Consider the following 24,816-nt stretch of genomic DNA (forward strand, 5'->3'; position numbering starts at 1 on the left):
GTCTCGTCGGCCATGTCACAAGACCGATGCCGTGTAGACGACGGACGTGACCGACTCGTCGCCCCAGGCCAGCTCCCGCAGCAGGGCCAGCGCGCCCTCCTCGCGGTCGATGAGGGCCACACCGCGCCGGGCGTACTCGCGGGCGAGGTGCGGGGTGACCATGCCGCCGTGGACTCCGGACGGCGCCCACGGCCCCCAGTGCACGGTCAGCGCCCGCCGCCCGGTGCGCCGCGCCCACCGCTCGCCGAGGCCCGCGAGCGCGTCGTTGGCGGCGGCGTAGTCGCTCTGACCCCGGTTGCCGAGTACGGCGGAGACGCTGCCGAACAGCACGGCCGTCCGGGGGCCGTGGGGCAGCTGGGACGCGGCGTCGAGCAGTGCGCGGGCGCCGTCCACCTTCGTCGCGTACACCCGCCGGAACGACTCGGGGTCCTTCTCCTCGATGAGCCGGTCCTCGATCACGCCCGCCGCGTACACCACCACATCGATGCGGCCGTGCTCCGCCTGGATCTCCTTGACGGCCTGGGCCACGGCCGCGCCGTCGCACATGTCGGCGACGCGGTACGCGGCCGGGCTGCCGAGCCGCCCCAACCGGTCGAGGGTGTGGGCGACTTCACGGCCCGCGAGGACGTTCCTGACCTCGCGCTCGATCGCGGCGGGGGCCGGCTCGCCGCGGGCGGCGAGCAGCGCCCGCAGCGCGGTCGCGTCGGCGGCGCCCGCGAGCTCCGGGTCCTCGGGCCCGGCGGGCAGCGGGGTCCTGCCGAGGAGCTCGATCCGGCAGTGGGAGGCCGCCGCGAGCGCCACGGCGACGTCCGCGGTGATCCCGCGTGCGCCTCCGGCGAGCACGACGACGGAGTCCCGGTCGAGCCCGAGCGCCGCCGCTTCGGCGGCCCCGTCCCCGGCGGGCCCCGCACCGGTCCGCGCCAGGCCGCCGAGGCCGCGCTCCACGAGCGCGTACCCGTACCGCCCGGCATCGGTGCGCACGACGACGGGGGCGCGGTCCTCGGCGTACAGCTCGGCCAGCAAGAAGTCGGCCCGCCGAGCGGCAGTGGCCGCCGGGTCGAGGTCGACGACGCGGGCGGCGATGTCGCCGTACTCCCGCCCGATGGTCCGGAACAGCCCGTGCAGCCCCGCCCCCGCGTCCTCTCCGGCACCGGGCGCGGTCCTGCCGCAGATCAGCCAACGGGGTGCGAGGCGCAGGGCGGCCCGGAAGACCTCGAAGGCCCCGGGGAGCAGCGCCCCGCCGCCGTCGGACGGGGCCCCAGGGAGCACGGCCGCCAGGTGGAATACCCCGTCGAGGGGGCCGTCGGCCGGGTCGAGCCGCCGGTCGGTGTCGTACGCGACGACCTCCGCGCCCCTGTCGACCAGCCGGGCCGCCAACTCCCCGGCGGTCGCGCCGCCTCCGAGCAGGGCGAAGCGCCTGCCGTGGAGGTCGGGGTCCGGCGGGATTGCGGGCAGGCCGAGGGGCGTCTCCTCAAGGAGGCAGCGGCGCGGGGCCACGCCCTGAACAGGCTCGGGCTCGGGCGGAACCGGGGTGGCCGACGCGGGCACGGCAGCGGCCGCTTCCGGCTCGGCCGGACTCTCGTGCCCCGTGATCCACGCCGTGATCGCGGCGACCGTCCGGGCCCGGGACAGCTCCTCCATCTCCGCGTCGTCGAAGGTGCGGGTCCCCGCGAGGTGACGGGCCAGTTCGCCGACGATCTCGGTGCGCTTGATGGAGTCGATGCTCAGGTCCGCTTCGAGGTCCAGATCGGGTTCGATCATGTCGGCCGGATAGCCGGTCCGTTCGCTGATGACGGTGAGCACGGCCTGCTCGATGTCGACCACGACCGGACGTGGGGCCCCGGCGGCCGGAGCCGCCTCGGCCACGGCCGCCCGCGGAGCGGCTTCCGTACGAGGAGGGAGAGGAGGCACCGGCGGCGGGGAGGCGGCACCGCTCGTGGCCCCCAAGTGCGTGAGCAGAACGTCCCGTTGGGCCGCGACCAGCTCGCGTGTCGTGCGCAGGAAGTCCGCGATGAGTTCGCGCTCGTCGTGCCGGGAGTCGCTGTCGCGCGTCACCGTGCTCGTCTCCAGACTGACCCGTCGGGCCGGTTTGAGGGCTCCGGGCAGCAGGTCGCCGGAGCGGGTGCGGACGAGTTGGCCGTCCACGGTCCAGCCGCTTGGCTCCGGCCGTGCCGTCACCGCGCCCCGGCCCTGGAGGAGCCGTCCGGCGCGTACCGGCACACCCGCGACCGCGAGCCGCGCCAGAGACTCCAGCAGGCCGCGCAGCCCGGCGCCGGGGCGCGGCTCGCAGGCGACCGCCAGATGTGGACGCTCGCCCAGGATCTGGCCGACGAAGCCGGTCAGCACCGTGCCCGGGCCCGCCTCGACGAAGATCCGCGCCCCGGCCGCGTACATCGCCTCGACCTGTTCGGCGAAGCGCACCGGGGACCCGATCTGCGCGACCAGTTCGGCTCGTACGCCATCGGGCCGGGCCGGATAGACGGCGGCCGTCCGGTTCGCCCAGACCGGGAACTCCGGTGCCCTGACCGGGTGCCGGGCCAGGACCGGGGCGAACCGTTCGCCCGCGCCGGCGACCAGCGGGCTGTGGAAGGCGCAGGCGACCGGGATGCGCCGCACGCCGTGTCCCGCGCCCCGGAGGTGCTCCATCGCCTCGTCCACCAGGGCGGTGGGACCGGAGACGATGGTCTGCCGGGGGCCGTTGCGGTTGGCGGCCACGACCCAGCCGCCAAGACCGGCCCCGGCGAGGACGCGCTCCACGTCGGCGGGGGTGGCCGTGACCGCCGCCATCGCGCCGGGGTCGTCGCCGAGCGAAGCCAGGATCGACTCGGCCCGGTGGGCGCTCAGGTCGAGCAGCGCGTCCGGGGTCAGGGCTCCGGCGGCCGCCAGGGCCACCAGCTCCCCGTAGGAGTGCCCGCCCGCCATGTCGGGGCGTACGCCTGCCCACTCCAATATGTGATAGGTCGTCAGGCCGACGATTCCGAGGGCTGGTTGCGCCATGCGGGTGTCTTTCAGCGCCTCCTGCCGACGGTCGGCTGCACCCGGGTCGAAGGCCTTGGGCGGATAGAGCGCGGATGCGTACGCCCCGCCCTGCCGCACCAGTTGCGCGGCCTCCGGGAACGCGACGAGGAGCTCGGCGAGCATGCCGGGGCGCTGGCTGCCCTGACCGGGGAAGAGAAAGGCGACCGTGGGGTCGATTCCGAGGCCGCCGGCATCGGGCCCGTCCGTATCGAGCCCGTCCGTCCCGGGCCCGCCGGAGAGCCTCCCCAACTCGGACCCGTCCGTCCCCGGCCCATCCGCCGCGAGCCCGCCGGAGAGCCTGCTCGACTCGCACCCGTCCGTCCCGGGCCCGTCCGCCGCATACACCCCCCTTCCCCGCTCCCCGTCCGCCGCATTCCGCAGCAGCCCCCGCAGTTCACCCACGCTCTCCGCGACGACCGCGATCCGCACCGGGCCCGGCCGGGTCGCGGCGCGCCGGGCCGCCACCAGCGCCGCGTCCCGGAGCCGCAGGCCCGCGCCCGGGCCGTCCAGCTCGCCCAGCAGCCACTGCGCCTCCCGTCCGGCCGCCGCGGTATCCGCGCCCCGGAACAGGAACAGCTCGGCCGGCCACGCCTCGTACCCCTGGGCCGGGGGCGCGCCCGCGTCGTGGGCGGTGAGCACCGCGTGGAAGTTGGTGCCGCCGAAGCCGAACGCGCTGACCCCGGCGATCCGTTCGGCCACCGGGGCCGCCCACGGCCGGGCCTCGGCGTGGAAGGCGAAGGGACTGGTAGCGGGGTCCCAGGCGGCGTTCGGCTCCTGGAGGTGGAGCGTGGGCGGAGTGATCCCGGTGTGCAGGGCCATCGCCGCCTTGATCAGGCCCGCCAGGCCCGCCGCGCACTTGGTGTGGCCCAGCTGGGACTTGACGGAGCCGAGGGCGCAGCCGCCCGGCGCCGCGCCCGACTCGGTGAACACGGCCGTCAGCGTGGCCAGTTCGGTGCGGTCGCCGACCACGGTCCCGGTGCCGTGCGCCTCGACCAGGCCGACCCGGGCGGGCGAGACCCCGGCCGCCCGGTAGGCCCGCTCCAGCGCGGCCCGCTGGCCCTCGGGCCGGGGCGCGGTGAGCCCGAGGGAGCGGCCGTCGCTCGCGCTGCCGATGCCCTTGACCACGGCGTACACGCGGTCGCCGTCCCGCTCGGCGTCGGCCAGGCGCTTCAGCGCCACGCAGGCCACCCCCTCGCCGAGCACGGTGCCGTCGGCACAGGCGTCGAACGTACGGCAGCGCCCGCTCGGGGAGAGGGCGCGGACGGAGGAGAAGAGCAGGTAGTCGTTGATCCCGTTGTGCAGATCGGCGCCGCCGCAGAGCACCATTTCGCTGGTGCCGGAGGCGAGTTCCTTGCAGGCCACGTCCAGCGCGGCGAGCGAGGAGGCGCAGGCCGCGTCGACGGTGTAGTTGGCGCCGCCGAGGTCGAGGCGGTTGGCGATCCGGCCCGCGATGACATTGGCGAGCATGCCGGGGAAGGAGTCCTCGGTGAGCTCGGGCAGCTGCTCCTCGACGGCGGGCGGTATCTCCCCCAGATAGGCGGGCAGGACCGTGCGCAGCGTGGTCGCGCCGGACAGGTCGCTGCCGGACTCCGCCCCGAAGACCACGGACGTACGGGAGCGGTCGAAGGGCCGGTCACCGTACCCGGCGTCCTCCAGCGCCCGCCGGGCCGCTTCGAGGGCGAGCAGTTGTACGGGTTCGATGCTGCCGAGCGAGGCGGGCGGGATGCCGTACGCGAACGGGTCGAAGGGGATCGGCGGCAGAAAGCCTCCCCACCGCGACGCGGTCGTACCGGCGCGCTCGCCCGTGGCGTCGTGGTAGACCTCCGGGTCCCAGCGGTCGGCGGGGACTTCGGTGACCGCGTCGACGCCGCCGACGACGTTCGCCCAGTACGTCGCCAGATCGGGGGCCTGGGGAAACATGCAGGCCATGCCCACGACAGCGATGTCGAGCGGCTGCGCGGCAGGCTCCTCGACGACGTCCTCGGCGGCGCCCAGTGCCTCGGCCAGCTCGGCCGCTCGCCGCTCGGTGAAGGCGGCGGCGCCCCGGCTCACGGCGTCGTGCAGCGCGCCGACGGTCGTGGCCGCCGAGCGCAGCACGGCCACCTCCCCGGCCATGAACATCCCGGCGTCGAGCTGGCGTTGCTCGGAGACGGGCCGCAGCTCGCCGCCCTCCCGCTCCACCCCCTTGCTGGCGATCCGCAGCCGCCCGATGTTCAGCCGCTCCAGCTCCTCCCAGGCCCGGCGGTCGGGGGTGCCGTCGGCGTGCAGCCGCGCGCGGGCGGCGGCGTAGTCGGCGGTGTACGGGCTGGCGACGCAGCGAGTGGCGTGGCCCGGGGCGCTCTCCAGGAGCGCGGTGGCCCCGGCGGCGATCACCTGGCGCTGGAAGACCGGCTGGATCGCGCCGCACTCGACCGCCTCGGCCGTGAAGAGGTAGGCGGTGCCCATCAGGACGCCGACCGCGACCCCGCGTGCGGCGAGCGGGGCGGTGAGCACGGCGACCATGGCCGAGGAGCGTTCGTCGTGGATGCCGCCCGCGAGCAGCACCTGGAAGTCGCCCGCGGTGCCGGGCGCGCGAGCCACGTACTCCTCGACCACCGCCAACTGCGCCTCCCAGAGCGGAAAGCTGTTGCGCGGTCCGACATGTCCGCCGCATTCGGCGCCTTCGAAGACAAATTTGCGCATGCCCATGTCAATGAACTGTGTGAGCAGCGTGGCCGACGGCACGTGCAGGAACGTCTTGATGCCGGCCGCTTCCAGGTCGGCCGCCTGGGAGGGGCGCCCCCCGGCGATGATCGCGTGCGTGGGGCGGACCGCTCGTACGGCCGCCAGTTGTTCGGCCCTGATCCGGCTGTCCGTGAAGCCGAGGATGCCCACGCCCCAGGGCCGTTCGCCCAGTTCGCCGCGGGTCCGTTCGAGGAGGGCGCGGCTCTGCTCGCCGTCGGACAGGGCGAGCGCCAGCATCGGCAGCGCCCCTTCGCGCGCCACGGCCGCCGCGAAGCCCGCCCGGTCGCTGACCCGGGTCATCGGGCCCTGCACGAGGGGCAGGCGGGTACCGAGGGCGTCCGCCATCGCGGAGCCCGCCGCCAGGGTCCGCAGGCCGGCCCGGTCGCCCACGGCGGCCAGAATGGCCTCGCGCACCCCGCGCACGGCAGCGGCCACGGTGCCCCACCGCTCGGCGAACCGGGCGGCGAGGAACCCGTCCTGGCCGACGGGGAGTTCGAGACCCGTGCGGGCGTTGCGCAGCGCCCGGACGCCGTCGACGACGCTCGTCTCGGACCCGTCCATCGTGCGCAGCGCGGCCGCCGCCTCGTCCGCGATCCCGGACTCCACGAGCAGGGCGAGCTGGGTGTCGAGGACGACCCCGGCCGCGCCGCCGACCACGGCCGCCGCCGCCGTACGCGGGCCGATGCCCCCGCAGGCCCACACGGGCAGGTCGTACGCCGGGTCGGCGAGCAGCGCCTGGAGGAGAACGAACGTGCTCAGATCGCCGCTGCGACCACCGCACTCGCTGCCGCGCGCCACGAGCCCGTACGCGCCGTCCGCCGCGGCCCGGCGCGCCTCCTCCCGGTCTCCCGCCTCCACCAATACCCGGCATTCATCGGCTAGTTGGCGGATTTTCCAGTCGGCGTCGGCGGCGAGCAGCACCACGGACGGGAGGGTGCCGCCGCACTCCTCGGCGACCTCCTCGGGTGTCAGTGCGCAGGACGGCCCGACGCGGACGGCGAACGTGCCCGCCGTCCAGCGCCGTACGCGCACGAGCGCCTCTCTTGCACGGCGGTCGCCCGCCCCGAGATCCAGTACTCCGAGTCCGCCGGCCCGGCGGATCGCGGCGACCGGACGCGGGTCGGGCAGGCCCAACGGGCTCAATCCGATGACAAGTTCAGGGTTCGGCGCTACGGGCGTCATGAACACTCCGAATCAGACCGATGAAGCTGCGAGGGGGGTGGCGGCAGCGGTGAGCCCCGGGGGATCGGGGGCGGCGGGCCCGCCGGACGGCCGGGGGGCGGATCGTCCGACGGCGCCGGACCGCGGTTGGAGCTCGTACCACTGCCGGGACGTGCGCTGATACGGGGACTTGTGCTGCCGATACGGGGACGTGCACTGATGCGGGGACGTGCGCTGCCGATAGGGGGACGTGCGCTGATGCCGGACGTACGCTGATGCGGGGAGGTGCGCTGATGCAGGAACTCGTACCGCTGCCGGGACGTGCGGTGGCGCGGGGTCGCGGCGGGGCCGACCTTACCGATCGCGAGGAGCGGCTGCCAGGGCGCCTTGCGCCCCGCCGCATGCCGCCGCGCCGTCCCCGGCGGTCCCGGTTTCCCCATCGGCTCCTCACCTTCCTTGACGTTCCGTCATATCTGACGCGCCGTCATATTGCAATCGCTTCCGAGCCGTCGGAGGCGGCGCTGGATCACTCCGCGAGAGTGGCGCCGTACGGACGAATCCTCCCGGCTTCCGGAATCTCGTTTTCCCTTCCCCTTTCATTCCGGTTCCGTTCCGGCATTTGTCACGCACGTGAGATGGAGACGAGTAGCCCAGGGATCACGCGAGGCGAGAGTGCAGGTGACCCACCAGCGCGACGGCGGGCCCGCTGGAAGCCCAGCTCGAAGCCCTCACCCCGGAATCCGCCGTACGCATCACCCGCCGCCTCGTCGACGCCGCCCAGGTGAAGCTCGGCGGTCTGGAGATCGTCCCGGGCAGGTGGAGGTGCTGAACCTGGCCGCCACGCCGCTGCCGATCGACGAGCACACCGGTCTGGAACAGCGCCTGGACTGCCGAATCCTGGACGTCCGCCGCCGACCCGCCGCGCAGACGCCGGCCGTCTTCGAGGTTCTCCAGCACCACATCGGCACCAGCAGCCGCGAGCGCGGACAGGGAGACCCGGCCAACCCGATTCCCTGTATCCCCGTCGCCGGCGTTTGCGTCAGTCTTGGGTCGTTCCACCCGAAGAGCTCGGGCACCTCGACGTACCCTCAGGTCGTGACTCCTCCCCCTCGTAAACGAGGGGGCTTCTCGCTATGCCGGTTGGGCTTCGCAACGGACCAGCCCGGCCCGTAGAACGTTGAGTGCGCCCACTGTGTCCGCGTGCGCGGTGTGGCCGCACGAGACGCAGTGGAACTTCTCCTGGGTGGGCCGGTTCTCCTTGGCGACGTGCCCGCATTCGGGGCATGTCCGGGAAGTGTTGCGGGGGTCCACGGCGATCACTTCCCGTCCGGCGCTTTCAGCCTTGGCGTGCAGGATCGTCAGGAACACCCCCCATCCGGCATCGTTGACCGACCGGTTGAGCCCGGCCTTCGCGGAGGCCCCGTTAGGCATGAAACCGCCCGGCGTCTCGGCGTCGGGCTTCGGCCCGGGAGCCTTGACCATGTTGCGGATCTTGAGATCTTCGTGCGCGATGAAATCGTGTTCCCGCACGAGATCAAGAGCAGTCTTGTGCGCGTGGTCCAGGCGCTGACGGCGCACCCTGCGGTGCAGGTCGGCGACGCGTTCAACAGCCCGCCGGTGGTTGCCGGTCCGCTTGTCCCGACGCACACGAGGGAACTGGGCCAGGGCCTGCTGTGCGGCTTCGAGCTTCGCGGCAGCCTTCCGGCCGAGACGCGGGCCGGGAACGAACGCGCCATCGGAGTCGGCGAGGAAGTTGACTATGCCCAGGTCGATGCCGACCACGCTGCCGGTCGTGGGCAATGGTTCGGGCTGTGCCTGTTCGGCGGTGAGGACGACATACCAGTGCTTGCCCTCGCGCTTGACGGAGATGGTCTTGACGTTGCCGACCACCGGCCGGTGCTGGTTGACTCTGACGTACCCGATGCCCTGGAAGCGGACACGGGTGACCGGGTCGTGTGGGGTGGAGTCCCACCCGCAGCCGTCCCCGTCCTTGGGAAAGGCCACCGTGTCGAACCAGTTCACCCCGCGAAAGCGCGGGTAGCCCGGCGTGTCGCCGGACTTGACCCGGCGGAAGAACGCGGCGAACGCCTTGTCGAGACGGCGCAGGGTGGCCTGCTGGCTGGAGAAGGACCACCGGCCCTGACGTTCCGGGTCGAAGGCCCTGATCTCCTTGAGCTGGGCGGACTGCTGCCCGTACGTGACCGACGTCTTGGAGGCGTGCCGGTAGGCGTCGCGGCGCTCTTGCAAGGCCCCGTTATAGAGCGAGCAGTGATCCCGCAGCATCTCGGCGAGCGCGACCCGCTGGCCCACGGTGGGCCGCATGAGAAACGTGTACGCACGGATCACCAGGCCCACCCCCCTTCAACTGAGTTCGCCTGATGACAATACACTTGGTGGATGTCACCACGCTGGCAATCAGACCCTGATATCCGCCGGGGAAACCACGTCATCTACAACCTTCACGCCCACTTGGTGTTCGTCACCAAGTACCGACGCGAGGTCTTCAACGACGACATGCTGAACCGCTGCGAGGCGGTCATGCGGGACGTGTGCGAGAAGTTCGAGACCGAGCTGAGAGAGTTCAACGGCGAGGGCGACCACGTGCACCTCCTCGTGCACTACCCGCCGAAGGTCGCACTGTCCAAACTGGTCAACAGCCTGAAGGGCGTCAGCTCCCGCTACCTGCGGGCCGAGTACACCGGCCGGATCAACCGGATCGGCATGGGATCCGTCTTCTGGGCTCCCTCATACTTCGTGGGCTCCTGCGGCGGGGCACCACTGAGCATCGTCCGGAAGTACATCGAGAACCAGAAACGGCCGACCTGACCGTCACCCCGGAGGCGCAGAGAACTCCGGCGCTTCGCCCCCCGGGCGAAGGATCGCATTCCCGCCCGGCCTAAAGTCCGGGATTCCCTGCGAAGATCAAGGGATGGACCAGACGCCGGCCGACATCGGCTACCCGGGCGGCTGATGACACACACGACCAACAGCCCCTTCGCCGCACGGCGGTTCACCCGGCGGGCGGCCACCAGCTGCCTCATCCTGCTGCTCATCCCAGCCGGTCTGCTCGCCTACTTCTGGTACTCGGTCTGGCATACCAGCCACGTCAATGATCAGCGTAAGCAAGCCGCCCTCGCTTCGATCCTCGACCAAGCCCGACACGCGACGACCGACACCACCCACGCTCTCAACACCAGCGGCACCGCGGACACCGACACCCTGACAGGTGTCATCTGGCAGCACACGCACGCGCCGTTGATCACCTACGACGCGTCCCGCCGCACATTCACCGCCACCGCGTCTCGGTCCGCCGCCTACAACGAGGAAGTGCTCCTGCCCGGCGGCGACCCCGTCACAGTAAACCGCTGCTTCAGATTCACCTCCACCCGCGGCACCGGCGCGAGCTGGACGACGACCATGACGGAACAGGACGAGCACGTCTGCAGCCCAGGCCAGACGATCGACCATCGAGCGACCCTGGCAAAGAACCGCGTCAAGAACATGCCCGCCGCCCAACTCACCCGCACAGAAGTGACTCAAGCGCTAGACCCTACCCACCAATACGACACATACATCGTGAAAGACACCGCGCGCCACGGACAGACGGCCACCATCTCCATCCTCGTCCGCGCCCAACGGGACGTATCCGCAACAGCCGCACAGTGCTACCAGTTCACCCGACACCTCGACACGAACGATGCGGAACGAGCCACCACCAGCATGCCGATAGGCACCTGTTAGCAGGGGGCGATGGCTGACGTGCCGGTGTCCCGTAGCCCTTCGAGGCTCTCGAAACAGGGGTCGGTCAGGCATGGGCCTACACTGGCAGGTTCGACGGTTCCGACAAGGGTGGTGCCGGCCGCGGACCGGCACCACCCCAGTCAGCCATCAGCCATCAGGCCGCCGTGCGTCAGACCCAGATGCGTACGGCTTCCATACGCCGTGACTGACCTGTGGTTCCCACGTAGACCGGGTTTCCGCTGGCCGAGCTCAGCCAGCCGTAGCCCTCCACATGCGCCTGTGCCCCCACGCTGCCCGAGCCGACCTGGACGCCCAGCGCCTCCATCCGCCGCGACTGGCCGGTGGTGCCGACCGTCACGACATCGCCGTCCCGGCCGCACGCCCAGCCCTGCCAGCCGATGTCGGCCAGGTGGGCGTTGGCGCAGACACCGCCGACGCCACTGGTCGAGATCGCCAGCGCCTCCATCCGGCGGCTCTGGCCGGTCGTCCCCGCCACGCTGCCGTCACAGACCGCCGACTGCCAGCCGATGTCCTGGACGTGGGCGGCGTAACAGATCACCCGGGCGTTCGGCGACAGCGAAGCGCGGGCTCTGCTCGTCGCCGCCTTGAGCTCCGCGACCACCGAGGCAGGCGCCTCGACGGTCGAACCGTGCGCGCCCGCTTTGCTGACGGCCGGGGCAGCGGCCGGAGCCGGGACCGACGGCTGAGCCTGGGCCTCGGCCACACCCGTGCCCCCCAGGACGCCCGCCAACGTCAGCCCCAGGACGACACCGGCAGTCTTCCCCATGGTCTTCTTCATGGTCTTCTTCATGACTTTCCCCTCCTTGTACCGACTGGTCGCGCATATCTGTACCTGCGTACCAAGAAGGGGAACAACAGTTTGCCGTGGTTACGGCTGAGACCAGCCCCGGCATGGCGCGCTCCGGGAGCTTGTGCCGCCACCGGCCGGTGTGCCTCAACCGCTGCCGGTCCAACCACCTTTGAAATATGGCACGTTGACGGATCGCCATCTTTGCCCCTCGCCCCGCCCGCTGCCGCCCGCGCGTGAACCGTGCAGAGCGCGCCACCAGTTACCGGTCACCGGTCACCGGTGGCGCCGCGGGTGCGTCGTCGAAGCTTCGGGCGTCCGGGATGGACGAGTCAGTGCTCGCGACGAATCGGGGCGAGTCGAGCAGTGCCTGAATCCGGCAGCAGAGGTGACCGGGCTCCTGCTCCGATGGCCCGGCAGGGCAGTCGCCGTCGGCGGCGTCGCAGAGAACGCCTTTGGTCTCTTCCAGGAGGCGGATGGCCAGGGATAAGTCACGGCTCAGGCGACTCATGCGTGAGCTCTGACCGCCGAGTTGGCGGCGGGCCAGGGCGAGACGGTCGTACCCCTCCGGTGTGAGCGCGACGGCGTGTACGCCGTCCAGGACGATTCTGCGTGGCTTGGGGGGTCGACTCACGGTGATGCCTCTTGGGGTGCGAGCGGCCGAGTGAGTGGCCGTGGTCAGCGGGACAGTGCGCAGTCCCCGCACAGGGCCCCCTTGCCCCCGGGCGCGGCGCGGTAGATCAGGCAGCAACTGCGACGCCGGAACGCTCCGTCGGGCGTCGTGACACTGGCGTCGCGCAGTGGGGGCCGCGCCAGGAGGAGCGCGGTGATGGTGCGGGTCCGTACAGCGAGATCCGGGCGGGCTGCCGTCATCATGGTCGCCGCTCCGTTGACGGCCGAGGCGGTATTGCCCCGCAGGATGTGCCGGGAGACCGAGAACGCCTTCATGGCGTCGGCGAGTTCGCGCAGCGGGCCGTCCAGCAGACGGCCGCTCAGCTCGTTGGCGAGTCGGGTCGGCGCAGCTGCGGGGCCGCCGACGAAGACGTCGTCGGGCAGCGACAAGGGGGCCGGTCCGCCGATCGCGGTCTGGAATCGCAGATCCGCGAGGCCGGGGGCGATGACCATGCCGTGCAGCACGGCGGCGGCCAGCGCCGGGGAGACCAGCCGGGCGGCCAGCCCGAGGTGGGCGACGGATGCCGCGACCCGGGTCTCGACGGCGTCGGGCGGCTGCCCGCCGGCCGCGGCCAGCCAGTCCCGTGTGCCTGTCACCCGGGATTCGAGCAGCAGGCGGGACATCGGCCGCCAGGGCCCGTACGGCTCCGTGCCGGGCGGGTGGGCCTGGACGGCGAAGAACGGGCCGAGCGCGGCGATCTCCTCGATCACCGCGCTCGCCGTAGTGCTGGTCATGCCGGGACGGGGTCCGGCTCCTGCGAGGGCGCGGTGGCGTCCGGACGCACGGGCCGGAGCAGGCGCTCGGCCAAGGGGGCGAAGACCAGGCCGATGGCTGCCCAGAGGATGGCTTGCGCGCCCACGGAGTAGAAGCGGAAGGCGAACAGCACATCGGCCGGGAAGCCGGGGAAGACGATGTTGCCCTTGGGGTCGGTCAGAGGCAGCGGGGTCTCGGTGGCCTGATTTCCGAAATTGGCCTTGTTGTCCGCGAGGTGCCCGAGCGGGGGCAGGATCAGCATGACGATCCCGATCGCGATGACGAACGCGCCGACAGCGAGGAGAGTGGCGTTCCAGTTGCCGAAGCGCGACTGGAGCCGCTTGCCGAGCCAGACGGCTCCCGCGAGGAAGGCGATGGAGCATACGACCATGATCAGATACAGGGCGCTGCGCTGCTGGATGGTCTCTTCGTGGCCGATGGCGGGCGGGTTGGCCGGGTACTTCAGGAACGGCACCAGGTACATGCCGAGGAATCCGCCACCGGCGACGAGCAGCGCCAGGGAGCGGGCTCGCAGGCCACCGGTGCGGCCCAGGCACACCGCGTAGGCGACGGCGAACAGGGCACCCATCGCCATCCCGAACAAGACCAGGCCGACACCGATGCCGACGTTGGCCTGGATGGTGCGGCTGAAAAGGTCGGGACCGGGCGGGACTGGCGGGCAGACCGGCCGCCTTGTCCAGGGCGGCCTGGGCGGCGTCACGGCCGCTCTCGTAGTCGATGGCCTTGGTGATCTGTGGCTCGGCGAAGATTCGCGCGAAGACGAATGCGAGCAGGCCCGCGACTGCGCCGGCGAGCACGCCGCGCAGTATGAGCTTCTTTTCCATGTCGAGTTGTCCGTACGTCCAGGTGCCGGCGGGGTCAGTGGCAGGGGAAGCCGAGGAAGTGGCGACCGTCGTGGACGAACTCGTGGATGTGCATGTCGTTGCCGAATACCGACACAGCACCCTGGTCGACGCCGATGAAGTAGTAGATGGCCAGCGCGACCAGGGCGGTGCCGACCAGCCAGACGATGGACTTCGAGACGGGCAGGACAACCGGGGTGGACACCGGGCGAGGTGCGGAAATGCTGCTCAAGGCGAGCCCTCCTTGTGGGATCGTGCGTCCCTTGCGAATACGGGCGGAGTGAGGGCTCAGTGTCTGACTCGTCAGCCACCTCTCGGTGGCTGGCTCACAGTGGCGCGACCGTGCTGGAGTTCCACCAGCTTCCTTATGCCATCACTACATGTCGACTGCATGGCCGGTTTCTCCTGCCCGTCAATCAAGTCTGATTCAAGCCTCGTTCAGGGGCTGGGCCAGAAAGGCACCGTGGGGTCCGCCCGGACGAGGTGGCAGGTGCCGCCCTCCGCCCGTACGTGAGTCTCTCCGCTACGAGGCCGCCGGGACCGCCCGCTGCTCCAGCCCGGCGTAGGACGCCAGTGGCCGGATCAGTGCGTTGTGGGCGAGCTGTTCCGTGATGTGGGCCGTCCAGCCGGTGATGCGACTCATCACGAAGATCGGAGTGAAGGCGGGGATGTCGAAGCCCATCAGGTGGTAGGCGAGCCCGGCCGGGTAGTCGAGGTTGGGGTGGATGCCCTTGCCTGTGATCATGGCGTGGCGAAGGGCGGCGTGCAGGGTGGCCTGCCGGGTGACCTCGGGGTCGGCGGCGCGGGCGACGAGCCGGTCGGTGGCCTCCTGCATGATCGGGACACGTGAGTCACCGTGCCGGTAGACGCGGTGGCCGAAGCCCGTGATCTTGCGCTTCGAGGCGAGGGACTCATCCAGCCATTCCTCGGCCCTTCGGGGGTCTCCGATCTCGTTGAGCATGTGCATCACGGCCTCGTTGGCGCCACCGTGCAGGGGCCCCTTGAGGGCGCCGATCGCGGCGGTGACCGCGCTGTAGAGGTCGGACAGGGTGGAGGTGACGACGCGGGCCGTGAACGTCGAGGCGTTGAAGCTGTGTTCGGCGTAGAGGATGAGGGAGACCTCGAAGCAGCGGACCACTTCGGGCTCGGGAATCCGGTCGAAGCACATGTGGAAGAAGTTCTGCCGACGGTGGTCGCCGCCGACCGTGGCAGGTCTCGGGCAGCCGGGCCAGCATCTCCGCGGTGGTGCGGTCCAAGGGCCGCAAGGCGCGTTCACGGGCCCGGAATTCGCCGAGCTGTCCGGCGTCGGGAAGTTCGCCGTGCCAGAGGAGGTAGGCGACTTCTTCGAAGGAGCGGCGGGCGGCGAGCTCCTGGACCGGATAGCCGCGGTAGGTAAGGGAGTTGGTCTCCTGGATGACGGTGGAGATCTCGGTGGTGTCGACAAATACTCCGGCAAGGCCGCGGTGGATGTCGGGGGCGACGAGCGGGGCGGTGGTCATGGGGCGGTCCTCCAGCAGTGGGTGCGGGCCGGGCGGAGCGGTGTCAGGTGCCGGGCGGGAGGGTGAAGTCGAAGACGGCCGAGTCGAAGGCCGTGTACTCCTCGTAGCCGAGCACCTCGTAGAGCCGGGAGCGGGTCTGCATGCGGGGCAGCAGGGACTCCTGGGTGCCCTCGGCGGCCAGCGTCCGCAGCCCGTCCTCGACGGCGCCCATCGCGAGCCGGAACAACGTGACCGGGTAGAGGGCGATGTTGTATCCGAGGTTCTCCAGGGCGCCCGTCGTCAGCAGGGAGCCCTTGCCGAACTCGGTCATGTTGGCGAGCAGCGGCACGTCGAGGGCTTTGCGGAACGTCTCGAACTCGGCCTCGTCGGCCAGGGCTTCGGGGAAGATCGCGTCGGCGCCGGCGTCGACGTATGCCTTCGCCCGCTCGATCGCGGCGGCCAAGCCCTCGACTCCGCGTGCGTCGGTTCGGGCCATCAGGAGGAAGTCGTCGTCGCGCCGGGCGTCGGCCGCGGCGCGGACCCGCTGGACCATCTCGTCGCGGGTCACGAGCGTCTTGCCGTCGAGGTGCCCGCAGCGCTTGACGCCGACCTGGTCCTCCAGGTGCAGCCCGGCGAGCCCCGCGTCCTCGAAGAGCTGTACGGTGCGCGCGGCGTTGACGGGTGCGCCGAATCCGGTGTCGGCGTCGATGAGCACCGGTAGGTCGGTGACGCGGGTGACCTGCTGGGCGCGGGCCGCGATCTCGGTGGATGCGGTCAGCCCGATGTCCGGCAGGCACAGCTCGGCGGCGAGCACGGCGCCGGAGAGGTAGGTGGCCTCGAACCCGTGCTGCTCGATCAGCTTCGCCGAGTACGGGTTGATCGCCCCCGGCATCGGCAACAGCCGCCCCGAAGCGAGCCGTTGACGCAGTGTCGTGCGGCGCTGAGCGGGTGTGGTGCGGGTGTGCAGCATCAGAACAGCCCCTTCGGGAGCTCGGCGTCGTACGCGGCGACCATGCTGGTGTCGACGGCGGGGAAGAGGTCCGCGAGCCCAGCCGTGTCCAGCTCGGCCAGTCGGCCGACGGCGTCGAGGAACGCGTCCTGCGCGGCCGGGGTGACGATGCCCTCGGTGAGAGTGCGGAACTTGCCCGTGTAGCCGGCGCGGTCGAAGGGCCGGGCCCCGGCCGGGTGGGCGTCGGCGACGGCGAGTTCGTCTTCGATGACCGTGCCGTCGTCGAGGGTGATCACGGCCCGGCCGCCGAAGGCACGGCGCCCTGGGTCGGGGTCGTGGTAGCGCCGGGTCCACTCCGCGTCCTCGACCGTCGAGATCCTCTTCCACAGCTCCACGGTCTCCGGGCGCCGGGCGCGCTCGGGGGCGTAGGAGCGTTCGTGGTGCCAGGTGCCGTCCTCCAGGGCGACGGCGAAGATGTACGGCACGGAGTGGTCGAGGGTCTCGCGGCTGGCGGCGGGGTCGTACTTCTGGGGGTCGTTGGCGCCCGAGCCGATGACGTTGTGGGTGTGGTGGCTGGTGTGCAGCACGATGGAGCGCACCCGGTCGAGCGGGATCTTCTCGCGCAGCCGCCGCGCGAGGTCGATGATCGCTTGCGCCTGGTACTCGGCCGAGTGCTCCTTGGTGTAGGTGTCGAGGATCGCCCGGCGCGCTTCGCCCGGCTCCGGCAGGGCGACGGAGTACGACGCCCGGGGGCCGTCGAGCATCCAGGCCAGGAAGCCGTCCTCTCCTTCGTAGATCGGCGACGGCGCCCCTTCGCCGCGCATCGCCCGGTCCACGGCCTCGATCGCGGCCTTCCCGGCGAAGGCCGGGGCGAACGCCTTCCAGCTGGAGATCTCGCCCTTGCGGGACTGGCGGGTCGCGGTCGTGGTGTGCACCGCCTGCCCCACGGCCTGGTACACGGTCCCGGTCGGCAGGCGCAGCATCGCCCCGAGTCCGCAGACGGTGGCGGCACTCAGGTGGGCGACGTGGTCGATGCGATGCGCGTGCAGGCAGATGCCTTTGACGAGCGCGACGTGGATCTCGTACGCCGCGAGGACGCCGCGCAGCAGATCGGCGCCGGAGCGCCCGGTGTGCTGCGCGACAGCGAGCAGCGGCGGGATGTTGTCGCCGGGGTGGGAGTAGTCGGCGGCGAGGTAGGTGTCGTGGAAGTCCAGCTCGCGTACCGCCGTGCCGTTGGCCCAGGCCGCCCATTCGGGCGACACGCGCGTTCCCGGTTCCGCACCGAAGACCGAGGCGCCCGGGGTGGCCCGGTGCGTCACGGCCTGGGCTCGTGCCACGGCGACGGGTCGGCGGCGCAGGGAGGCGACCGCGACGGAAGCATTGTCGATCACCCGGTTGACCGCCATGGCGGCGGCTCCCGGATGCGGCTCGGCGACCTCCTGGTTGCCGGTGGCGACGGTGGCCAGTTTCCAGGCGAGCTGTTCCTCGCGGGGCAGCCGGTCGGTGCTGGGGTGGACGCGTACCTGGTGGTCGATCACGGGACTCCTCGCGGGGTGCGGCTGGGCGGAGACCGCCTTCACCCGGGGGCCTCACGTCTTCCTTTCGCACCGATCATTCCCACATCCAGCTCCGTGGGCGACGGCTCCAATCTGTGAAATCCGTACGCCCGATGGTGCAGGCGGCAGGGCGGTGGTCGACGATGAGAGGGCATCCGCCGAAGCGAGCGCGGCGACCTGCTCGGAGGCGTCCCGGTAGCGGTGGTCGGAACCGCACGACGAGGTACGCGACTTCTTCTACGCCCATCACAACCACTTCGGGCCGCTCGACAGCGAGGCGGAGCGCTCGGCACGTGACTGGGGCCTCGACTCGGCCCGTTCGGCGACGTGCATCCTGCGGCGGCGCCTGGCCGACGAGCACCATGTCACGGTGGTGGAGGCGACGCCCGAGCGCTCGGCCGATGCCCGCCGCTTCGACGCCGCAAGCAAGCTGCTGTTCCTGTCGCCGTGGCTGACGGATGGCCAGCGCGCCTTCCAACTCGCCACGCAGATCACCCTGTTGGAATGCGGCTCGCTGCTCGACTCCCTGGTCAGCGCGGCCGCGCTGACCTCCGCACAGGCCAAGGCCCTTGCCCGCATCGGTCTCGCGAACTACTTCGCCGGGGCCCTTCTGATGCCCTACACGGCATTTCAGTCCGCCGCCGAGGAACTGCGGTACGACATCGAGCTGTTGCAGGCCCGGTTCGGGTTCGGCTTCGAAACCGTCTGCCACCGGCTCAGTACCCTCCAGCGTTCCGGGCGCCGCGGCGTGCCCTTCTCGTTCCTGCGCGTGGACCGGGCCGGAAACGTTTCCAAGCGCCAGTCCGCCACCGATTTCCACTTCTCCCGGCTCGGCGGCACGTGCCCGCTGTGGACGGTGTACGAGGCGTTCTCCGCACCCGGGCGCATCCTCACCCAGGTCGCCGAAATGCCGGACGGCAAACGGTACTTCTGGGTGGCCCGCACCGTCACCCGCGGCGGAGCCGGGCATCACGCGCCCCGCGCCGAATTCGCCGTCGCCCTGGGCTGCGAACTGCGCCACGCCCACCGCTTGGTCTACGCGGAGGGCGTGTCCCTGGACGACCCCCGCGCGGCCACCCCGATCGGCCTCGGCTGCCGGATCTGCGAACGCCGCGACTGCGCCCAGCGGGCCCGGCCGCCGGCCGGTGGCCGCCTTGCCGTCGACCCCGACCGGCGTACCTATGTGCCCTATCCGGTGGAGACGTCGTCCGGCGACAGCTGAGCGGTCCGGCATCCCGAGACCTGGGCATCTTCACAAGTCCGCCCCGGAGGGACGGTCGGGGTGGCGGGCCGTGGGCACCCCAGAACGCCGTAGGTCGTTGACGAGGCGACCAAAGGACTCCCGTTGTCGCCGCCTGTCAGTCGATATCTGCCTGCATTCCGGCCACGGGGTAGGGGATGAACGTGCTGCTGTTCTCGTCGATCGCCAGTCGGCGGTCCAGCGGCGGTACGGCACGCTGGGGGCAGTCGGTGCGCTCGCACAGGCGGCAGCCCATGCCGATGGGCACGGCGGCGGAGGCGTTGTCGAGGTCGAGGCCGTCTGAGTAGACGAGCCGGGAGGCGTGGCGGAGCTCGCAGCCGAGGCCGATGGCGAAGGTCTTGCCGGGTTCGCCCCAGCCGCCGCGGTGGCGGGTGACGGCGCGGGCGGTCCACAGGTAGCGGTGTCCGTCCGGCATGGCGGCGACCTGGACGTGGATGCGGCCGGGTGCGGCGAACGCCTCGTACACGTTCCACAGCGGGCAGGTGCCGCCCGCGCGGGAGAAGTGGAACGCGGTGGCTGACTGGCGTTTGGACATGTTCCCCGCCCGGTCCACCCGCACGAACGAGAAGGGCACGCCGCGCAGCCGGGGCCGCTGCAACGTGCTGAGGCGGTGGCAGATCGTCTCGTAGCCGAGGCCGAAATGGTCGGTCAGCCGCTCGATGTCGTAGCGGAACTCCTCCGCGGCCGCCTGGAAGCGGCGGTACGGAAGGATCAGTGCCGCCGCGAAGTAATTGGCGATGCCGATGCGGGCAAGCGGCCAGGCGGCGGCGTCCCGCTCGAAGTCCTCCGAGGCGAGCGCGGAGAGCTCGTCCCCGTATTCGAGGAGCGCGAGTTGGGTGGCCATCCGGAACGCCTGCTGCCCGGGACGCAGTCGACCGGACAGGTGCAGGACCCGGGCCGCCGGGTCGTAGTGGTGCAGTAGCCGGTCGGAGTCCGCGGCCAGGCGCACCCCATGGTGATCGGTCAGGCGGGCGACCAGGGCCCGCACGACCTCGCCGGGGCGTACGCCGATCTCGGCAGCGAGCCGTTCGGCGGCGAGGTCGGTGTCGTGGAGATAGTTCTGCCGCCGGTAGAAGAACTCACGGATCTCCTCGTGCGCGGAGCGGGGCTGCGCCTGCGCTCCCGGCCCCCGCCCCTCCGCGGCTTCGGAGAGACGTTCGGTGAGGTGCTGGTTTCGCCGGCCGAGGTCGACCAGGACCGTCGCCACGGCCGGCATCCGGGACGCCAGCTCCGCGAGGTCGGACGTGGACACCCGGCCGGCGGCGACCTCACCGGTGAGCGCGTCCCGCAGGTCGGCCACCAAGCGGCTGGTGTCGCGCTCGGAGAAGAATCCCGGATCGACTCCGAACGCCTCCGTCAGGCGCAGCAGCACGGGCACGGTCAGCGGGCGGGAATCGTGCTCCATCTGGTTCAGATAGCTCGGCGAGATGTCCAGGGCCCGGGCCAGATCGGCCTGGCTCATGCGCCGTTCCTCGCGCAGCCGTCGCAGCCGTGTTCCCGCGTACGTCTTGCTCACCCATGGCTCCCGTCCCGCCCCGATCAGACCGTTCACGATGGTAGCCACACGGACGAGGCTCTCAGCGTTAACAGAATTGGCAATTCGACAGAAAAGATTCGCAGAAGTTGGCAGATGTTCTCGCTTGATGGCACTGGGTGCCGATGCCAGAGTCGTACTGCGGCCCGCCGGACTCCAGCGGGCGGAGCGGAACCGGGGTGCGATTCAATGCCCTGGCGTCGGAGATCCCGGCCACTTCCGCCCGACTCGGCGACATTGCTCCGATTGCCTACCCACGGAGACTGCGGGCCGCACCCATAGATCAGTACGGCACTCAGTGCCAGCACTTTGCATAGTTCACGATTCTCCGGGAGACAGTCATGGCGCAGGCAGGGACGACGGCCGAAGAGCTGAAGCAGCACTGGGCAAACGACCCGCGCTGGAAGGGCATCGAGCGCACCCACACCGCCGAGGACGTCGTACGTCTGTCGGGCAGCGTCCGCGAGGAGCACACGCTGGCCCGGCGTGGTGCCGAGCGGCTGTGGCGCCAGTTGCACGAGCTGGACTACATCCACGCGCTGGGCGCGCTGACCGGCGGTCAGGCCGTGCAGCAGGTCAAGGCCGGACTCCAGGCGATCTACCTGTCCGGCTGGCAGGTCGCCGCCGACGCCAACCAGGCCGGTCACACCTACCCCGACCAGAGCCTGTATCCCGCCAACTCCGTTCCCCAGGTGGTCCGTCGGATCAACAACGCGCTGCTGCGGGCCGACCAGATCGCCACCAGCGAGGGCGATGACTCGGTGGACTGGCTGGCACCGATCGTCGCCGACGCGGAAGCCGGCTTCGGCGGCCCGCTCAACGCCTTCGAGCTGACCAAGGCGATGATCGCGGCGGGTGCGGCGGGCATCCACTACGAGGACCAGCTCGCCTCCGAGAAGAAGTGCGGCCACCTCGGCGGCAAGGTGCTGGTGCCCACCGCGCAGCACATCCGCACGCTGAACGCGGCCCGGCTCGCCGCCGACATCGCCGACGTTCCCACCCTCATCGTGGCCCGCACCGACGCACTCGCCGCGAACCTGCTGACCAGCGACGTCGACGAGCGCGACGCGCAGTTCGTGACCGGCGAGCGCACCGCCGAGGGCTTCTACCGGGTGCAGAACGGCATGGCCCCGGTCATCGCCCGCGGCCTCGCCTACGCCCCGTACGCCGACCTGATCTGGGTGGAGACCGGCACCCCCGACCTGGCCCAGGCCCGCGAGTTCGCCGAGGCGATCCACGCCGAGCACCCGGATCAGATGCTCGCCTACAACTGCTCGCCGTCCTTCAACTGGAAGGCAGCGCTGGACGATGATCAAATCGCCAAGTTCCAGCGCGAGTTGGCCTCGATGGGCTACCGCTTCCAGTTCATCACCCTTGCCGGATTCCACTCCCTCAACCACGGCATGTTCGACCTCGCACGCGGCTACGCCGAGCACGGCATGACCGCCTATGTCGACCTCCAGGAGCGGGAGTTCGCCGCCCAGGAGCACGGCTTCACCGCCGTCAAGCACCAGCGCGAGGTCGGCACCGGCTACTTCGACCTCGTCTCGACCGCCATCAACCCCGCCTCCTCCACCACCGCACTCAGCGGCTCCACCGAGGAAGAGCAGTTCCACTAGGCGGCACGGAGGGGCGAGCAGGGCCTTGGCCTGTTGGCTCGCCCCTCCCCGTCCAGTCGGCCCGTGTCCCGGTGCGGACCACGATGGCCTCCGTTCGGTCCGCACCGCTTCCGCTGAGGAGACCTGCATGCCAACTACCGCTCCGCCCCGTACAGTCCAGGTCCTCGGCGCCCCGGGCGACCGTCATGGCGAGATCCTCACGCCCGAGGCCCTGGAGTTCATCGGCCGGCTCGTCGACGCCTTCGCGGACCGGCGCCTGGAAATCCTCACGGAGCGCGTGCGGGTGAGGGACCGGCTGGCTTCCGGGTCCCCGCTCGACTTCTCCCTCACCACCGCACGCATCCGTGCCGACGACTCCTGGCGGGTGGCACCCCCGGCACCCGGCCTGACCGACCGCCGCGTGGAGATCACCGGGCCGCCGGACCGCCGGATGACCGTCAACGCCCTCAACTCGGGTGCGCAGGTATGGATGGCGGACTTCGAGGACGCCACCTCGCCCATCTGGGACAACATCGTCGGCGGCCAGCTCAACCTGGTCGACGCCATGGAACGCCGCATCGACTTCACCACGCCGGATGGCAAGGAGTACCGGCTCGGCGACGACCTGGCGACCATCGTCGTCCGCCCGCGCGGCTGGCACTTGACCGAGGAACACCTGGAGGTCGACGGCCGTCCCGCGCCCGCCTCCCTGGTGGACTTCGGGCTCTACTTCTTCCACTGCGCCCAGCGGCAGATCCGCGCCGGGTACGGCCCGTACTTCTATCTGCCGAAACTGGAGAGCCGCGACGAGGCACGGCTGTGGAACGACGTGTTCGTCCTCGCCCAGGACCTCCTCGGCATCCCCCGCGGCACGATCCGGGCCACCGTCCTGATCGAAACCGTCACCGCGGCCTTCGCCATGGAGGAGATGCTCTACGAGCTGCGCGAGCACAGTTCCGGCCTCAATGCCGGGCGCTGGGACTACCTGTTCAGCCTCATCAAGACCTTCGGGCACCGCACCGACTTCCTGCTGCCCGACCGGGCGAAGGTCACCATGACCGCCCCGTTCATGCGTGCCTACACCGAACTGCTGGTGCGCACGTGCCACAGACGCGGTGCGCACGCCATCGGGGGCATGGCCGCACACGTCCCCAGCCGCGACGCGCAGGCCAACGAGGCGGTCTTCGCCACGGTGCGGCTCGACAAGGAACGCGAGGCCGAAGACGGCTTCGACGGCTCCTGGGTCGCTCACCCCGCGCTCGTCCCGCTCTGCCGCGAGGTCTTCGACGGGGTGCTCGGCACCCGCCCGCACCAGATCGACCGCACCCGCAACGACGTCGAGGTGACGGCGACACAGCTCCTGTCCGTGCGCCGTATCAGTACGCCGCCCACATCCGAGGGGCTGCGCACCAACATCGCGGTCGCCGTGCGCTACTTCGCCGAATGGCTGCGCGGCCGCGGAGCCGTCGCCCTGCAGGGGCTGATGGAGGACGCCGCCACCGCCGAGATCGCCCGCGTGCAGATCTGGCAGTGGCTGCGACACCGCGTCGTCGAGCGCACCACGGTAGTGGAACTCCTGGAGGACGAACTCGCAGCCCTCGGCGCGGAGTACCCCTGGGCCGCCGTGGACGAGGTCCGCGCGCTCTTCGAACGGACCGCCCTGGCCGGTCCGTTGCCCGCCTTCTTCACCACCGATGCGTACAGCCGCCACTTGGTGCACCGTCTGGAGGGACAGTCATGACCAGAGTCATCAGCCGGATCGGCGTGGTGGGCGGCGGCCAGATGGGCGCCGGGATAGCCGAGGTCTGCGCCCGCGCCGGACTCGACACCGTCGTCTGCGAGGCAGACGCCATCGCCGCCCGCGGCGCACGGGAGCGGATCGCCATCTCGCTCGAACGCGCCGTCCAGCGCGGCAAGCTGGACCGCGTCACCGCCGAGGACGCGCTGGCCCGCACGGTCTTCACCGGCAGTCTTGACGACCTGGCCGACCGCCATCTCGTCATCGAGGCGGTGGTGGAGAGCGCGGCGGTGAAGACCGAGGTGTTCGCAGCCCTGGACAAGATCGTCGAGGATCCCGGGGCGATCCTCGCCACCAACACCTCCGCCATCCCGGTCATGCGCCTGGGCATGGCCACCCGGCGCGCCGACCGCGTTCTCGGACTGCACTTCTTCAACCCCGCCCCCGTCCTGCCCCTGGTCGAGGTCGTCTCCTCGCTGCACACCGCCCCGGAGACCGTCACCGCCGTACAGGACTTCGTCACGCACACCTTGGGCAAGACGGTCGTCCGCTCCCAGGACCGGGCCGGATTCGTCGTCAACGCACTGCTGATTCCCTACCTCCTCTCGGCGATCCGCATGGCCGAGTCAGGCTTCGCCACCGCCGCCGACGTGGACGCGGGCATGGAGCTGGGCTGCGCGCACCCCATGGGGCCGCTGAAGCTGGCGGACCTGATCGGCCTGGACACGGTCGCCTCCATCGCCGAATCCCTCTACGCGGAATTCAAGGAACCCCTGTACGCCCCGCCGCCGCTGCTCCTGCGCATGGTGGAAGCCGGGCTGCTCGGCCGCAAGAGCGGCCGCGGGTTCCACATCTACGACCGGGGCTGAGGGGCCCGGGTCTGCCGCCGGGGGCTGAGGGGCCCGCGGCTGCTGTGGAGTGGGGCGCGGAGCAGATAGCTGAGACTGCTCCGCGCCCCTTC

The 24,816-nt window shown here is 71.1% G+C and carries 15 protein-coding genes, 4 pseudogenes and 1 riboswitch; of the genes and pseudogenes, 8 read left to right on the plus strand and 11 right to left on the minus strand.

All coding sequences use genetic code 11. The annotated features are described in order from the left end of the window. Window positions 1–15: 15 nt before the first annotated feature. A complete protein-coding gene (locus tag ACIBK6_RS16250) occupies window positions 16–6,924 on the minus strand; it encodes an SDR family NAD(P)-dependent oxidoreductase (RefSeq protein WP_399051893.1) in 6,909 nt (2,302 codons plus the stop codon). Window positions 6,925–7,575: 651 nt separating this feature from the next. Here ACIBK6_RS16250 and ACIBK6_RS16255 point away from each other — a divergent pair. Further along, window positions 7,576–7,830: pseudogene (locus tag ACIBK6_RS16255) on the plus strand (aspartate--tRNA(Asn) ligase); the annotation flags it as partial. Between the two features lie 204 nt (window positions 7,831–8,034). Here the strand turns inward: ACIBK6_RS16255 and ACIBK6_RS16260 are convergent. After that, window positions 8,035–9,249 (minus strand): RNA-guided endonuclease InsQ/TnpB family protein, encoded by a 1,215-nt coding sequence (locus ACIBK6_RS16260; RefSeq protein ID WP_399051894.1) that lies wholly within the window; start codon window positions 9,247–9,249, stop codon window positions 8,035–8,037. A 51-nt stretch (window positions 9,250–9,300) separates the two neighbouring features. On the opposite strand from ACIBK6_RS16260, the gene tnpA reads away from it, so the two are divergent. Next, the gene (gene tnpA / locus ACIBK6_RS16265) at window positions 9,301–9,729 is read left to right on the plus strand and encodes an IS200/IS605 family transposase (protein WP_399051895.1); all 429 of its coding nucleotides are present in this window, start codon (window positions 9,301–9,303) and stop codon (window positions 9,727–9,729) included. A 144-nt stretch (window positions 9,730–9,873) separates the two neighbouring features. Then, window positions 9,874–10,644, plus strand: a complete 771-nt coding sequence (locus ACIBK6_RS16270; RefSeq protein WP_399051896.1) for a hypothetical protein — start codon at window positions 9,874–9,876, stop codon at window positions 10,642–10,644. Between the two features lie 169 nt (window positions 10,645–10,813). Here the strand turns inward: ACIBK6_RS16270 and ACIBK6_RS16275 are convergent, their stop codons facing one another. From ACIBK6_RS16275 to ACIBK6_RS16300, 6 genes and pseudogenes are all read right to left on the minus strand, one after another. Then, window positions 10,814–11,455 carry a polysaccharide deacetylase gene (locus ACIBK6_RS16275; RefSeq protein ID WP_399051897.1) on the minus strand — a complete coding sequence of 214 codons (642 nt, stop codon included), beginning with the start codon at window positions 11,453–11,455 and terminating at the stop codon, window positions 10,814–10,816. Window positions 11,456–12,130: 675 nt separating this feature from the next. Beyond that, on the minus strand, window positions 12,131–12,859 hold the full coding sequence (locus tag ACIBK6_RS16280) for a (2Fe-2S)-binding protein (RefSeq protein WP_399052185.1): 729 nt from the start codon (window positions 12,857–12,859) through the stop codon (window positions 12,131–12,133). Then, window positions 12,856–13,599 carry a CbtA family protein gene (locus tag ACIBK6_RS16285; protein WP_399051898.1) on the minus strand — a complete coding sequence of 248 codons (744 nt, stop codon included), beginning with the start codon at window positions 13,597–13,599 and terminating at the stop codon, window positions 12,856–12,858. The genes ACIBK6_RS16280 and ACIBK6_RS16285 overlap by 4 nt, the downstream gene beginning before the upstream one ends. A 4-nt stretch (window positions 13,600–13,603) precedes the next feature. Next, window positions 13,604–13,723 (minus strand): annotated as a pseudogene (locus tag ACIBK6_RS16290) (CbtA family protein); the annotation flags it as partial. A gap of 34 nt (window positions 13,724–13,757) precedes the next feature. After that, entirely contained in the window at window positions 13,758–13,973 is a 216-nt protein-coding gene (locus ACIBK6_RS16295; RefSeq protein ID WP_399051899.1) for a CbtB domain-containing protein, read from the minus strand. Window positions 13,974–14,032: 59 nt separating this feature from the next. Next, window positions 14,033–14,106, minus strand: a riboswitch (cobalamin riboswitch). A gap of 158 nt (window positions 14,107–14,264) precedes the next feature. Further along, window positions 14,265–15,168 (minus strand): annotated as a pseudogene (locus ACIBK6_RS16300) (citrate/2-methylcitrate synthase). On the opposite strand from ACIBK6_RS16300, the gene ACIBK6_RS16305 reads away from it, so the two are divergent. Further along, window positions 15,061–15,306, plus strand: a complete 246-nt coding sequence (locus ACIBK6_RS16305; RefSeq protein WP_399052198.1) for a hypothetical protein — start codon at window positions 15,061–15,063, stop codon at window positions 15,304–15,306. The pseudogene ACIBK6_RS16300 and the gene ACIBK6_RS16305 sit on opposite strands and share 108 nt — an antisense overlap. Here the strand turns inward: ACIBK6_RS16305 and prpB are convergent. Together prpB and ACIBK6_RS16315 are read right to left on the minus strand one after the other, a co-directional pair. Next, window positions 15,284–16,189 carry a methylisocitrate lyase gene (gene prpB, locus ACIBK6_RS16310; RefSeq protein ID WP_399051900.1) on the minus strand — a complete coding sequence of 302 codons (906 nt, stop codon included), beginning with the start codon at window positions 16,187–16,189 and terminating at the stop codon, window positions 15,284–15,286. The two genes, ACIBK6_RS16305 and prpB, sit on opposite strands and share 23 nt — an antisense overlap. Next, a complete protein-coding gene (locus tag ACIBK6_RS16315) occupies window positions 16,189–17,706 on the minus strand; it encodes an MmgE/PrpD family protein (RefSeq protein ID WP_399051901.1) in 1,518 nt (505 codons plus the stop codon). The genes prpB and ACIBK6_RS16315 overlap by 1 nt, the downstream gene beginning before the upstream one ends. 223 nt (window positions 17,707–17,929) lie before the next feature. Here ACIBK6_RS16315 and ACIBK6_RS16320 point away from each other — a divergent pair. Continuing rightward, a pseudogene (locus tag ACIBK6_RS16320) lies at window positions 17,930–18,946 on the plus strand (short-chain fatty acyl-CoA regulator family protein); the annotation flags it as partial. A 136-nt stretch (window positions 18,947–19,082) separates the two neighbouring features. On the opposite strand, the gene ACIBK6_RS16325 reads toward ACIBK6_RS16320, so the two are convergent. Further along, entirely contained in the window at window positions 19,083–20,501 is a 1,419-nt protein-coding gene (locus tag ACIBK6_RS16325; RefSeq protein ID WP_399052186.1) for a short-chain fatty acyl-CoA regulator family protein, read from the minus strand. 359 nt (window positions 20,502–20,860) lie between these two features. On the opposite strand from ACIBK6_RS16325, the gene aceA reads away from it, so the two are divergent. The 3 genes from aceA (at window position 20,861) to ACIBK6_RS16340 (ending at window position 24,724) form a co-directional block, all read left to right on the plus strand. Next, window positions 20,861–22,138, plus strand: coding sequence for an isocitrate lyase (gene aceA, locus ACIBK6_RS16330; protein ID WP_399051902.1), 1,278 nt, complete (start codon window positions 20,861–20,863; stop codon window positions 22,136–22,138). Window positions 22,139–22,265: 127 nt separating this feature from the next. After that, window positions 22,266–23,858, plus strand: a complete 1,593-nt coding sequence (gene aceB / locus ACIBK6_RS16335; protein WP_399051903.1) for a malate synthase A — start codon at window positions 22,266–22,268, stop codon at window positions 23,856–23,858. Further along, complete coding sequence (locus tag ACIBK6_RS16340) at window positions 23,855–24,724, plus strand: 3-hydroxybutyryl-CoA dehydrogenase (protein WP_399051904.1); 870 nt, start codon at window positions 23,855–23,857, stop codon at window positions 24,722–24,724. The genes aceB and ACIBK6_RS16340 overlap by 4 nt, the downstream gene beginning before the upstream one ends. The last annotated feature ends 92 nt before the right edge of the window (window positions 24,725–24,816 follow it).

The organism is Streptomyces sp. NPDC050485 (genome assembly GCF_044458185.1).
GTDB lineage: Bacteria > Actinomycetota > Actinomycetes > Streptomycetales > Streptomycetaceae > Streptomyces.

Coding starts and splice junctions, on each gene's coding strand:
- ACIBK6_RS16250 (WP_399051893.1), bottom strand. CDS start 6,924: ATGACGCCCGTAGCGCCGAACCCTGAACTTGTCATCGGATTGAGCCCG.
- tnpA (WP_399051895.1), top strand. CDS start 9,301: ATGTCACCACGCTGGCAATCAGACCCTGATATCCGCCGGGGAAACCAC.
- ACIBK6_RS16270 (WP_399051896.1), top strand. CDS start 9,874: ATGACACACACGACCAACAGCCCCTTCGCCGCACGGCGGTTCACCCGG.
- ACIBK6_RS16275 (WP_399051897.1), bottom strand. CDS start 11,455: ATGAAGAAGACCATGAAGAAGACCATGGGGAAGACTGCCGGTGTCGTC.
- ACIBK6_RS16280 (WP_399052185.1), bottom strand. CDS start 12,859: ATGACCAGCACTACGGCGAGCGCGGTGATCGAGGAGATCGCCGCGCTC.
- prpB (WP_399051900.1), bottom strand. CDS start 16,189: ATGCTGCACACCCGCACCACACCCGCTCAGCGCCGCACGACACTGCGT.
- aceA (WP_399051902.1), top strand. CDS start 20,861: ATGGCGCAGGCAGGGACGACGGCCGAAGAGCTGAAGCAGCACTGGGCA.
- aceB (WP_399051903.1), top strand. CDS start 22,266: ATGCCAACTACCGCTCCGCCCCGTACAGTCCAGGTCCTCGGCGCCCCG.
- ACIBK6_RS16340 (WP_399051904.1), top strand. CDS start 23,855: ATGACCAGAGTCATCAGCCGGATCGGCGTGGTGGGCGGCGGCCAGATG.